Source organism: uncultured Corynebacterium sp. (assembly GCF_947253065.1).
Lineage (GTDB): Bacteria > Actinomycetota > Actinomycetes > Mycobacteriales > Mycobacteriaceae > Corynebacterium.
Map to the genome: position 1 here is coordinate 62,985 of NZ_CAMXWS010000007.1, position 11,512 is coordinate 74,496.

Below are 11,512 nucleotides of genomic sequence, written 5' to 3' on the forward strand. Positions count from 1 at the left end.
GTGCGAGACATGATCGTCCTGGCCATCGACACCGCCACCACCGACCTTGTTGCAGGTCTCGTGGAAGTGACCGATGGGCAGCACGTCACGCTGACAGAACGGATCATTCCGACCCGTTCCCACAATGAGCTGCTCGTTCCTACGGTGGTCGAGCTGCTGCGCGAGAGCGGCAAGGAATTCGGTGATCTTGGTGCCGTGGTTGTGGGCTGCGGTCCAGGGCCCTTCACCGGTCTACGCGTGGGCATGGCTACTGCCTCCGCTTTCGGGCAAGCGCTCGGCATTCCCGTTCATGGGGTGTGCACGCACGATGCTGTGGCCGCGCAGATTGCAGCAGATGCACCGGAAGCGACATCGCTGGTGGTCACTGATGCCCGTCGCCGTGAGGTGTACTGGGCACAGTACGCAGGGGAGAACCGCGTTTCTGGTCCGGATGTGATCGCGCCCGCTGCTGTTTCTCTTGAAGGAACGGACAACAAGACCGACGTGGTGAGCGTGCCGGAGAATCTCCGCGAGCAGCTCGCGGTTGAAGCTGACACGTTCACGTATGTCGCACCGCGTCCGGCGGGTCTTGTCGCTGTTGCGGATCTGGCTGCAACACCAGAGCCACTCGTCCCGCTTTATTTGCGTCGCCCTGATGCGAAGGAGCCGACGCCGAAACCGAAATCGCCGGCGATCCCGGATCTGCCGAAGGGTGCACATGCGGCGGAGGCAGCTGAGGAGCAGCGATGAAGCTGCGTGAGCTCACCGCTGCCGATGCGAGCGCGGCCGCCACGATTGAGGCGGATCTTTTCGCCGATGAGACTCCCTGGTCACGCGATGTGTTCCTGGTGCAATTCGCCCACCCGTACACGTTCTACGTCGGGGTCTTTGAAGACAGCGGGGACGAAGACGACGAGGCGGAGGGCGAGCAATTAGTCGGCTATGCCGGGCTGGCCAAACTCGGTCCGGCCGATGACCCGGAATTTGAGGTCTACACCGTCGCAGTAGCTCGTGAACACCAAGGCAAAGGACTTGGCCGGGTGCTTATGGACCAGCTCACAAACGCTGCCGATATGTATGACGGGCAGATGTTCTTAGAAGTCCGCACCGATAACGAAGCGGCATTAGGGCTGTATGAGCGCTACGGTTTCAACAAGATCGGTGTGCGCAAAGGCTATTACCAACCAGCAGGCGCGGATGCATACACCATGATGCGGCCCAGCATCAGCGAGCGCGAAGCCCGTGATGGGGGAGAAGGCCCTTTTGAAAGGAGTAGCAGGCAGTGATTGTTCTTGGAATTGAATCTTCCTGCGATGAAACAGGCGTGGGTATTGTGCGACTCGATGAGGACGGGCAGGTAGAAATCCTGGCCGATGCAGTCGCGTCGTCGATGGAGCAGCATGCCCGCTTCGGAGGCGTGGTGCCTGAGATCGCATCCCGCGCACACCTGGAGGCCATGCCGCAGGTGATGGAGAAGGCGCTGGCGGAAGCTGGCGTCGATAAGCCTGATGCTGTCGCGGCAACCGTTGGTCCGGGCCTGGCGGGCGCATTGCTCGTTGGCGCGTCTGCTGCAAAGGCGTACGCAGCGGCATGGGGCGTGCCGTTCTACGGTGTGAACCACTTGGGCGGGCACGTTGCCGTGGCCAATCTTGAGGGCGCGGAGGAATTGCCGCACTCGATCGCATTGCTGGTTTCCGGCGGGCACACACAGCTGCTCGAAGTCGATGCTGTGGGCAAGCCGATGAAGGAGCTGGGCAGCACGCTTGACGACGCCGCGGGTGAGGCCTACGACAAAGTCTCCCGACTGCTCGGTTTGGGGTACCCGGGCGGACCGGTGATCGATGCGTTGGCGAAGAAGGGCGATGGTCAGGCGATCCGTTTCCCGCGTGGTCTCTCGCGCGCGGAGGACCTGCGTGGCGAGCACCGCTTTGATTTCTCCTTCTCGGGGTTGAAAACTGCCGTGGCACGCTATGTCGAGGCCGCCGAACGCAACGGCGAAGTGATCAGCATTGAAGATGTCTGTGCTTCTTTCCAGGAAGCTGTTGTTGATGTGCTCACCGCGAAGGCGATCCTGGCGTGCCAGGACACTGGCGCGAAAACCTTGCTGCTCGGCGGAGGCGTTGCGGCGAATTCGCGTCTGCGTGAATTGGCAGGGCAGCGGTGTGCTGAACACGGAATTGAATTGCGGGTCCCGCGCTTTGCGCTGTGCACGGACAACGGTGTGATGATTGCGGCGCTGGCAGCACAGCTGATTAATGAGGGCGGTCAGCCATCTGGGCTGAATACAGCAACGGATACCTCGCTGGACGTGGAGATTCCGCTCGTTACAGCCGCGAGCTAAGTCTTGTAAAAGCCCTGTTCCATGTGGCTGCCCAGCCTGTGGTTCCGCTCGCCGAGCCAAGTTGGGCAATCCGGGTTACTGTTATGTGCGTTATTGCCTTTCGTCACATTTCACCTTGAAGGATAACCGCATGGCTAACCACAGCGACCAGGAGAAATTTGGGCTGCTCGTCAACCCGGATCTGACCTTTCGCCGCATCGTTTTCGATCTTGATGATGCGAATCAGTTTCTCGGCCCCGTCGTGAGTGAAGGAGTCAAGGTCGCCTTCGAGCACGACGGCCCGTCTTACGATGCGTTTTATTCTCCACAGGCCAAGGAAGAGGGAGCGGAGCCGAATCCGGTCGCTTCCATGGCACGCAACACCGCAGCGACGAATAATCCGAGTTTCCTCCAGGATCCGGTGACCGCGATTTCTGGCCCGGTGATCTTCACCGGACGTGCAGGAAAAGGCATCGACGAGGAAGTAGTGGAAGGAATCAAAAACACGATCCGTGCCGTACGCAACTACCGCTCGGACAATGAAGAGGAATATCAGCTGTGGCGTAATGCCGTGCTGAACCTGGGCACGCCCCAGGCATAGAACGCACGGACATAGGGGGGAGCGGATTATAAGGCTGGGCATGTGCGCCCAGCCTTGTTGTCGTTTAGCACTCCCGTAGGTAGAGTGCTAACCAGGTTTTGGGCACAGTTTGTTCACCCGCGACGACGGCTGCGCATCGCGAAACCTCCCTGGCAGGGCACCACACTTGGCGTGGTGTCGCCGACAAGAAAGCTAAAAAGAACAACTTTCAAGAAAGGTTTTCATCGTGGCAAACGTCAACATCAAGCCCCTTGAGGACAAGATCCTCGTCCAGATCGTCGAGGCTGAGACCACCACCGCGTCCGGCCTGGTTATTCCGGATTCCGCCCAGGAGAAGCCGCAGGAGGCTACCGTCGTGGCTGTCGGCCCGGGCCGCTGGGACGATGAGGGCGAGCACCGCATTCCGGTCGATGTGAAGGAAGGCGACACTGTCATCTTCTCCAAGTACGGCGGCACCGAGCTCAAGTACGGCGACCAGGAGTACCTGCTCCTGTCTGCTCGTGACCTGCTGGCCGTCGTCGAGAAGTAAAGAAGGGGAGGGAAGAACCCCACAATGGCAAAACTGATTGCATTTGATCAGGAGGCCCGCGAGGGCATCCAGCGCGGCGTTGGTGTTCTCGCTGACTCCGTTCGCGTCACTCTTGGCCCGCGCGGCCGCAACGTGGTTCTGGACAAGGCCTTCGGTGGCCCGGCCGTGACCAATGATGGCGTGACCATCGCCCGCGATATTGATCTTGAGGATCCGTTTGAGAACCTCGGCGCACAGCTGGTCAAGTCCGTTGCTGTGAAGACCAATGACATCGCAGGCGACGGCACCACCACCGCGACCCTGCTCGCGCAGGCGCTTATCGACGAAGGACTGCGCAACGTCGCCGCCGGTGCCAACCCGATCGAGCTGAACAAGGGTATTGCCGCAGCAGCTGAAAAGACTGTTGAGGAGCTCAAGGCTCGTGCCACCGAGGTGTCTTCTTCCGAGGAGATCGCAAATGTGGCTACCGTTTCCTCCCGCGACTCCGTCGTTGGCGAGATGGTTTCCGGTGCGATGGACAAGGTGGGCAAGGACGGCGTCCTCACCGTCGAGGAATCCCAGTCCATCGAGTCCTACGTGGACGTCACCGAAGGTATCTCCTTTGAGAAGGGCTTCCTGTCGCCCTACTTCATGACTGATCCGGAGGCCGGCCAGGCTGTCCTTGAGGATTCGCAGATCCTTCTTGTGCGTAACAAGATCTCCTCCCTGCCGGAATTCCTTCCGCTGCTGGAGAAGGCCGTGGGTACCTCCCGTCCGCTGCTGATCATCGCAGAGGACATCGAGGGCGAGCCGCTGCAGACCCTCGTGGTCAACACCATCCGTGGTGCCCTGAAGGTCGTCGCCGTGAAGTCCCCGTACTTCGGCGAGCGCCGCAAGGCCTTCATGGATGACCTCGCTGTGGTCACTGCCGCAACGGTCATCGACCCGGAGGTCGGCGTGAACCTCAAGGACGCTGAGCTCGACGTGCTGGGCTCCGCCCGTCGTGTCACCGTGACCAAGGATGACACCGTCATCGTTGACGGTGCTGGCACTGCTGAGGCTGTGGAGAACCGCCGTCAGCAGATCCGCCGCGAGATCGAGAACACCGATTCCACCTGGGATAAGGAGAAGGCTGAGGAGCGCCTGGCCAAGCTGTCCGGTGGTGTTGCAGTGATCCGCGTCGGTGCTCCGACGGAGACCGAGGTCAACGAGCGCAAGCTGCGCGTCGAGGACGCCATCAACGCAGCCCGCGCTGCTGCCCAGGAAGGCATCATCGCTGGCGGTGGCTCCGCTCTCGTGCAGATCTCCAAGCAACTCGAGACCTACGCTGAGGAATTCGAAGGTGAGCAGAAGGTCGGCGTCCTGGCAGTTGCTCGCGCACTGACCAAGCCCGCTTTCTGGATTGCAGAAAACGCTGGTCTTGACGGCTCTGTCGTTGTGTCCAAGACCGCTGAGCTGCCGAATGGTGAAGGCTTCAACGCCGCCACCCTCGAGTACGGCAACCTCATCGAGCAGGGCATCATCGACCCGGTGAAGGTGACCCACTCCGCAGTGGTCAACGCTTCATCCGTGGCACGCATGGTTCTCACCACTGAGGCTTCCGTTGTGGACAAGCCTGAAGAGGAAGAAGAACAGCACGGCCACAGCCACTAGTCTCACCGTGGCATAAGCGCACTCTTCCCTCGGAGGTCATCGAGGGAAGAAGCCAACAAAGGGCCTGACTCCGAACTTTTATCGGAGTCAGGCCCTTTGTCTTCTATTTGGGCGTTCGATAGTCCAGTGATAGTCCAGGCGATGGCGAGCCCGTCTGACGCAATGTACTGCGTAGATGGTTTTGGGATGCGGCTACAAAGAGGTAAAGTGAACGGGAGGTAAATAAAAAGTTACAAGAAAGGAGGCTCCGATGAAGGGTCTTGATTCCCGTAAGATCATCGAGCTGATCTTGGCTTTCAGCATCGCAAATGACCGCCACTAAGGCGGGCTTGATCTTATCTTTCAGGCCAATGATCGTCCCCGCTGCCCTCTAGAGTGAACTGGGCTGCGGGGTCTTCGGTTTTCTAGACTGCGGCGACCTTTGCCCTGGTGCGGTGCTTTGCGGTGCCACGCAGGATGGCCTGGCGCTCGGATTCGCTCATGCCGCCCCAGATGCCGTATGGCTCAGCCACAGCGAGCGCGTGCTCACGGCACTGCTCGAGGACTGGGCAGCCAAAGCAAATCGCCTTGGCGCGGTTCTCCCGGTTGGTGCGGGCACGACCGCGCTCCCCATCCGGGTGGTAGAAGACATCGGAAGCCTCGCCGCGGCAAGCTCCGTGGAGCTGCCAATCCCAGAAATCGGCGTTCGGTCCGGGCAGCTGCTGCGGCATGGACATGGTGGGCATGCTGAAAAGATCTCCTCGGTGTATGACTCAAAAGCATTGCTTCGTCCCCGTTATGCCCAGATGTGTGGGAAGCTCCCGTGCATCGCAGGTGCATACTGGGTGGTGAAGCACCGAGATAGGAGTGTGCAAGGCAAGGGTGAACAACGGGTTTCTGTCAGGTGTCACACAGTTTGAACTAAGGGTTTTGGCACCTGTGGCACGCCCGTGAACTGTAGGAATCCCGGCAGGTTAAAGCTCGGTGAATTATTAGTGTCCTGCGGTGAGTTTTCTCATCAGGTGTCTCTAATCACACTGGTTAACACTGTTTGGGAGCGTGGAAGCTGTCGTGCCTTTTTATGCAAGGCGCTGCAGAACGCGTACGATAAACACGCCTAAGAAGCTGGTTTCGTGGCGTACGCTGCGAAAGACCGATTAAAAACCGGGCTGGTTCGCCCCCCGACCGAGCGCACGAAGGAGAGACGTGGCTGCAGCAGATGCCGACGATCGCCTCGCCCTCCTCGTCCCGCGTGCACAGGAGGGCGATCAGCGTGCGCTGAAGGAAATCATCCAGATCGTTCACCCGACCGTGCTGCGGTATGCCCGTGCACGTATCAGCGGCGGGCGCACCCCAACAGCAGAGGACGTGGCCCAGGAGATCTGTCTGGCAGTAGCCACCTCCGTCCACAAATATGAGGACAAAGGAAAGCCGTTCATGGCTTTCGTTTATGGCATCGCCTTCAACAAGGTCACCGATGCCCATCGCGCGCTGTCCAGGGATAAATCTAGCCCCACCGATGAGATGCCTGACCAGGAATTTCAGGGACATACCCCTGAAGATGCGGCGATGGTGAATGCCGAAAGTAACAGAGTGCGTGAATTACTCGATCTGTTAAGTGAGAAGGCACGAGAAATCGTTGTGTTGCGTGTCTTCGTCGGACTTTCCGCTGAAGAAACAGCAGAAATCATCGGCAGTACCGCGGGTGCAGTGCGTGTTGCGCAGCACCGGGCACTAACCACGATGAGAAAAGCCGTCGAAGCCGAGCAGCACCAGCAAGAGCAATCTGGCTGAAGCGCGATGATTTCCGCGCATTGCTGAAATACACAACGAGGAAACGCGAACCGATCTGAAAGCAAGGAGGGTAGCCATGGGACAGAAATTCAACAGCGGCCGCGATGGGCAGCCACGCCAGCACCACGGCGAAGAAATCATTGGGCACGCTGAGAATATGGATGATCTGCTCGCAAGCGATGCATTTCTGACTGACCTGTCTCGCGGTGTGGATCCTTCTGCTGGTTCGGATGAGCTGGCATTCCTTCTGCTTGGTCTCCGCGATGAAATCGAGGCGCCGATGCCGGCCGCACCGGAACTGGAAGGCGATGCTTGCGCTGAGATGGCCACTGAGGAAACCCCGGTGGTTTCGCTCGCAGACCGTCGCGCACGCCGTGTATCGGGTCGTGGTGGTCGCCACCAGCTGGATACCCAGAAGGATGAGAAGCGCTTCCGTACCAGCCCATGGATGGCTGGCCTGGTTGGCGCAGCCGCAGCAACCGTCATGGTGGCTGGCACTGGCGCAGCGCTGTATAACGCTACGCCGGGCTCGGCTCTTTATGGGCCCTCGGAAGCGATCTTCGGTGAGCGTACCGATGTCGTTGAATTCGCTACCGCCTTGGACGAGATCGATAATAAGACCCAGTCTGGCGATATTGCCGGCGCACGCGTGCTGATTGAGCAGTTGCGGGATTCCTTGAAGGATGACCGTGAGCAAAAGCGCAATGAGCGCGAGCGTGATGTCGTCCCGGCGCCGCAGGCGACTGACACAGTGACTGTCACGAAGGCACCGCCGAAGAAGGACAGGCCGGAAGACAGCCGTAAGCCTGAGACGGTCACCGTCACCCCGGATCCGGTCACCCACACGGTCACGGTGACAGAGGCACCGCAGCCGACGACGGGGCGGGGGACCGAGCCGTCGTCAAGCCCACGTGCAACGTCGACGACCCCGACTATTCCTACGACAACGAAGTCCTTGGGCGCGTCGCAACCACAGGCTGACGCGCAATCCTCGCAGTAGGAAAACCTCGTCCGGGAATTGCCCGCAGGGGAGTAGGCGTTTAGCGCGCGTCGAGCCCGTCGAGAAAGCCTAACGCGTAATCCCACGGCACATACGCCAGCGGATTCGGCTGGGCGCTCGGCTCATGCACAGGCGGCAGTTCGCCCTGCAAGCTGGCAATCATGTTCGTGATCATGATGTCCCAGTCGTAATAGTGCACTTCCTCGCAGTCCTCGCACAGGAAGTGAATGCCCAAAATTCCACGCGGCTGAAGTACAGCCTTGAATTCGCGGGTTTGGGCCAAATCACGCATGACCCCTTCTCTTTCTTCCGGGCTCAGCGGCTCCACGATTTCATCGTCCTCGATGAACGACGCAGGGTCGTTGGGGTCATCAGCGAACGGGTCGCGCGGCATCATGGAGTCAAAATTCACGCTTCCAACCCTATTGCCCACCCGTGACCAAGTTCAATTTTCGTGGGATTTCTTCCACAGGGCGCTCGCACGGAAACATGCACACTGAAGCAGATGGGGAGTGGCCACCTGGGCTGTCACTTAATTTGCGTCACGCAGTATGCTGACTTGGGTACACGCAGTGACGTGCCAAAGTCCTCTTAGCGCACGTCGCGCACAGCGGAGAAAGGGAGCGAGTGATCATGTCCAGCGAACGAATCCATACCGGCGGCGACGACCCGAACAAGATCGCGTTCCGTGGTCTGACCTTTGACGATGTGCTTCTGCTTCCGGCGGAGTCCCACATTGTTCCGAGCGAGGTAGATACCTCCACGCAGTTCAGCCGCAATATCAAGCTGGGCATTCCAGTCGCTTCGGCTGCGATGGACACCGTCACCGAGTCGCGCATGGCTATCGCGATGGCACGCCAGGGCGGCATTGGTGTGCTGCACCGCAACCTGTCCGCGCAGGACCAGGCCGAGCACGTTGACGTGGTCAAGCGCTCCGAGTCGGGCATGGTCACCGACCCAGTTACGGCAACGCCAGACATGACGCTTAACGACGTCGACGCGCTCTGCGCCCGCTTCCGCATTTCCGGCCTGCCAGTTGTGGATGAAAATGGTGTGCTCACCGGCATCATCACCAACCGCGATATGCGCTTTGAACGTGACTTCAACCGCCCAGTCTCCGAGGTCATGACCCCGATGCCGCTGGTTGTGGCAAAGGATGGTGTGTCCAAGGAAGAGGCACTGAACCTCCTGTCCGCCAATAAGGTGGAGAAGCTGCCGATCGTCGATGATGCTGGCAAGCTCACAGGCCTGATCACGGTCAAGGACTTTGTGAAGACGGAGCAGTTCCCGAACGCCTCCAAGGATGCGGAGGGTCGTCTGCTCGTCGCTGCCGGTATTGGTACGGGTGAAGACTCCTATGAGCGCGCAGGCCTGCTTGTTGAGGCTGGCGTTGACGCCCTGATTGTCGACTCCGCTCACGCGCACAACAACCGTGTCCTTGAAATGGTCAGTCGTGTTCAGCGCGACTTCGGTGACCGCATCGACGTGATCGGCGGCAACCTGGCTACCCGTGAGGCAGCCCAGGCAATGGTTGACGCTGGTGCTGATGGCATCAAGGTTGGCATCGGCCCGGGCTCCATCTGCACCACCCGCGTCGTCGCTGGTGTCGGTGCCCCGCAGATCACCGCGATCCTCGAGGCTTCCGTTCCGGCACGCAAGGCTGGCATCCCCATCATTGCTGACGGTGGCATGCAGCACTCCGGTGATGTGGCTAAAGCACTCGCAGCTGGCGCATCGTCCGTCATGCTCGGCTCCATGCTCGCCGGCACCGCTGAGGCACCGGGCGACATCGTCGTGGTCGGTGGCAAGCAGTACAAGCGCTACCGCGGCATGGGCTCCATGGGCGCAATGCAGGGTCGTGGCCTGACGGGTGAGAAGCGCTCCTTCTCTAAGGACCGCTACTTCCAGGCAGACGTGACCAGCGAGGACAAGCTCGTGCCGGAAGGCATCGAAGGTCGCGTGCCGTACCGCGGTGAGCTAGATGCCATCACCCACCAGATCGTGGGCGGTCTGCGTGCAGCGATGGGCTACACGGGTTCCGCCTCCATCGAGGAGCTGCAGACCAAGCGCTTTGTTCAGATCACTACCGCTGGCCTGCGTGAGTCCCACCCGCACGACATCACGCAAACCGTCGAAGCACCGAACTACAGGGGTTAATAGATGCGCGACTACGTTGAAATTGGCATTGGCCGCGAGGCGCGTCGTGCGTACGGCCTGAACGCGATCAATATTGTTCCTTCGCGCCGCACGCGCTCCTCGAAGGATGTTGATCTGCGCTGGCATATCGACGCATACACCTTCGACCTCCCCCTCGTCTCCCACCCGACGGACGCTCTGGCCAGCCCCGAATTTGTCATTGAGATGGGCAAGCAGGGTGGCCTCGGCGTGATCAACGCTGAGGGCCTGTGGGGCCGTCACGCGGACCTGGATGCGGCGATCAAGAAGGTCATCGAGCCGATTCTGTTCGCTGATCAGGACGTGCATGGCTTCCGTCAGCCGGGCGTGGCGGAGCTGCAGGAACTGCACGCTGCTCCTCTGGATACGGATTTGTTGTCTGAGCGCATTGCTCAGGTGCGTGACTCTGGCGTGACCGTGGCTGTTCGTGTGAGCCCGCAGAACGCTCGCGAGCTGGCGCCGATTGTGGTGAAGGCTGGTGCGGAGATGCTGTTCATCCATGGTGAGAACATCTCCGCCGAGCATGTCCAGGAGGGTGGGGAGCCGCTGAACCTGAAGGAGTTCATTGGTTCCCTCGAGGTGCCTGTCATTGCCGGTGGTGTGTCGGATTACACCACTGCACTGCACCTGATGCGCGCTGGTGCGGCCGGCATCATCGTGGGACAGGGCTCCACCACCTCGCCGCTGGCGCTGGCTATTGATTCCAACCTGGCTACCCAGATCGCCGATGTTGCGGCGGCGCGCCGTGAGTACCTCGACGAGACTGAGGGCCGCTACGTCCACGTGATCGCCGATGGTGACATTGACACTAGCGGTGAAATCGCCCGCGCCGTTGCCTGTGGTGCGGATGCGGTCATGCTGGGGCAGCCGCTCGCTGCTGCAGCCGAGGCTGCTGGACACGGCTTCTACTGGCAGTCTCAGAGCGCGCACCCGCGCTTCCCGCGCGGCCTGATCACTCAGACCGAGTACGGCTACGGCTGGGTTGAGGCAGGTCTGGCGCGTGATGGTGGCGCATCCCACGAGGACATCATTGCCGCGAGCGGTGCTGATCGTCCGAGCCTGGAGACCGTGCTGCATGGTCCGTCCACGAGCACGTGGGGTGGCTACAACCTCGTCGGTGGTTTGCGCCGTGCGATGGCGAAGTGTGGCTACACGGACATCAAGAGCTTCCAGAAGGTGAGTATCACCGTCTCGCAGTAGTTTTCCGCGCTCCTTCTACGGCCGCCTGGTGGGTTTTCCGCCGGGCGGTTTTCTTTGGTTTGGCTTACCTTCGTCAAGCGGTGTAGTCTTACGAAAATAAAAGTACGGCAAGACGTACTTTAGAAACTGCAATGACGGAATATCGTTCTGATGGGAGATGAAAATGGCTATAGCACGGAGATTCGCAGCGTTTGCCGCAGCGGCAATGCTGCTGGTGGGTTGTGCACCGGCGACGGAAGAGGAGGCCGCGGAGAAGCCGACGGTGTTGACCACCTTCACGGTGATCCAGGACATCGCGCAGAA

Annotated in this window: 12 protein-coding genes; 10 read left to right on the forward strand and 2 right to left on the reverse strand. The window is 60.1% G+C overall.

Annotated elements, in window-relative coordinates; all coding sequences use genetic code 11:
- The first annotated feature begins 9 nt into the window (after positions 1-9).
- The 6 genes from tsaB (at position 10) to groL (ending at position 5,061) form a co-directional block, all read left to right on the forward strand.
- Positions 10-729, forward strand: a complete 720-nt coding sequence (gene tsaB / locus Q0X21_RS03305) for a tRNA (adenosine(37)-N6)-threonylcarbamoyltransferase complex dimerization subunit type 1 TsaB (protein WP_297850331.1) — start codon at positions 10-12, stop codon at positions 727-729.
- Positions 726-1,265, forward strand: coding sequence for a ribosomal protein S18-alanine N-acetyltransferase (gene rimI, locus Q0X21_RS03310; protein ID WP_297850318.1), 540 nt, complete (start codon positions 726-728; stop codon positions 1,263-1,265). The genes tsaB and rimI overlap by 4 nt, the downstream gene beginning before the upstream one ends.
- Positions 1,262-2,320: a tRNA (adenosine(37)-N6)-threonylcarbamoyltransferase complex transferase subunit TsaD gene (gene tsaD / locus Q0X21_RS03315; protein WP_297850319.1), complete on the forward strand. Its 1,059-nt coding sequence runs from the start codon at positions 1,262-1,264 to the stop codon at positions 2,318-2,320. The genes rimI and tsaD overlap by 4 nt, the downstream gene beginning before the upstream one ends.
- A 130-nt stretch (positions 2,321-2,450) precedes the next feature.
- Positions 2,451-2,900, forward strand: coding sequence for a hypothetical protein (locus Q0X21_RS03320; RefSeq protein WP_297850320.1), 450 nt, complete (start codon positions 2,451-2,453; stop codon positions 2,898-2,900).
- 226 nt (positions 2,901-3,126) lie between these two features.
- Positions 3,127-3,429: a co-chaperone GroES gene (gene groES, locus Q0X21_RS03325; RefSeq protein ID WP_297850321.1), complete on the forward strand. Its 303-nt coding sequence runs from the start codon at positions 3,127-3,129 to the stop codon at positions 3,427-3,429.
- 24 nt (positions 3,430-3,453) lie between these two features.
- Complete coding sequence (gene groL, locus Q0X21_RS03330; protein ID WP_297850322.1) at positions 3,454-5,061, forward strand: chaperonin GroEL; 1,608 nt, start codon at positions 3,454-3,456, stop codon at positions 5,059-5,061.
- A gap of 404 nt (positions 5,062-5,465) precedes the next feature.
- On the opposite strand, the gene Q0X21_RS03335 is transcribed toward groL, so the two are convergent.
- Positions 5,466-5,777 (reverse strand): WhiB family transcriptional regulator, encoded by a 312-nt coding sequence (locus Q0X21_RS03335; protein ID WP_297850332.1) that lies wholly within the window; start codon positions 5,775-5,777, stop codon positions 5,466-5,468.
- A gap of 469 nt (positions 5,778-6,246) precedes the next feature.
- Here Q0X21_RS03335 and Q0X21_RS03340 point away from each other — a divergent pair, with 469 nt between their 5' ends.
- Both Q0X21_RS03340 and Q0X21_RS03345 read left to right on the forward strand, forming a co-directional pair.
- Positions 6,247-6,834: a sigma-70 family RNA polymerase sigma factor gene (locus Q0X21_RS03340; RefSeq protein WP_297850323.1), complete on the forward strand. Its 588-nt coding sequence runs from the start codon at positions 6,247-6,249 to the stop codon at positions 6,832-6,834.
- A 76-nt stretch (positions 6,835-6,910) separates the two neighbouring features.
- On the forward strand, positions 6,911-7,834 hold the full coding sequence (locus tag Q0X21_RS03345; RefSeq protein WP_297850324.1) for a hypothetical protein: 924 nt from the start codon (positions 6,911-6,913) through the stop codon (positions 7,832-7,834).
- 40 nt (positions 7,835-7,874) lie between these two features.
- On the opposite strand, the gene Q0X21_RS03350 is transcribed toward Q0X21_RS03345, so the two are convergent.
- Complete coding sequence (locus Q0X21_RS03350) at positions 7,875-8,246, reverse strand: DUF5319 domain-containing protein (RefSeq protein ID WP_297850325.1); 372 nt, start codon at positions 8,244-8,246, stop codon at positions 7,875-7,877.
- A 221-nt stretch (positions 8,247-8,467) separates the two neighbouring features.
- Between Q0X21_RS03350 and guaB the strand changes: the two genes are divergently transcribed.
- Both guaB and Q0X21_RS03360 read left to right on the forward strand, forming a co-directional pair.
- Positions 8,468-9,991, forward strand: a complete 1,524-nt coding sequence (gene guaB, locus Q0X21_RS03355) for an IMP dehydrogenase (protein ID WP_297850326.1) — start codon at positions 8,468-8,470, stop codon at positions 9,989-9,991.
- A gap of 3 nt (positions 9,992-9,994) precedes the next feature.
- Positions 9,995-11,209, forward strand: coding sequence for a GuaB3 family IMP dehydrogenase-related protein (locus Q0X21_RS03360; RefSeq protein ID WP_297850327.1), 1,215 nt, complete (start codon positions 9,995-9,997; stop codon positions 11,207-11,209).
- The last annotated feature ends 303 nt before the right edge of the window (positions 11,210-11,512 follow it).

What these genes read in the sequence shown, in the direction of transcription:
- tsaB (WP_297850331.1), top strand. Translation starts at nt 10, where the DNA reads ATGATCGTCCTGGCCATCGACACCGCCACCACCGACCTTGTTGCAGGT.
- rimI (WP_297850318.1), top strand. Translation starts at nt 726, where the DNA reads ATGAAGCTGCGTGAGCTCACCGCTGCCGATGCGAGCGCGGCCGCCACG.
- Q0X21_RS03320 (WP_297850320.1), top strand. Translation starts at nt 2,451, where the DNA reads ATGGCTAACCACAGCGACCAGGAGAAATTTGGGCTGCTCGTCAACCCG.
- groL (WP_297850322.1), top strand. Translation starts at nt 3,454, where the DNA reads ATGGCAAAACTGATTGCATTTGATCAGGAGGCCCGCGAGGGCATCCAG.
- Q0X21_RS03335 (WP_297850332.1), bottom strand. Translation starts at nt 5,777, where the DNA reads ATGTCCATGCCGCAGCAGCTGCCCGGACCGAACGCCGATTTCTGGGAT.
- Q0X21_RS03345 (WP_297850324.1), top strand. Translation starts at nt 6,911, where the DNA reads ATGGGACAGAAATTCAACAGCGGCCGCGATGGGCAGCCACGCCAGCAC.
- guaB (WP_297850326.1), top strand. Translation starts at nt 8,468, where the DNA reads ATGTCCAGCGAACGAATCCATACCGGCGGCGACGACCCGAACAAGATC.
- Q0X21_RS03360 (WP_297850327.1), top strand. Translation starts at nt 9,995, where the DNA reads ATGCGCGACTACGTTGAAATTGGCATTGGCCGCGAGGCGCGTCGTGCG.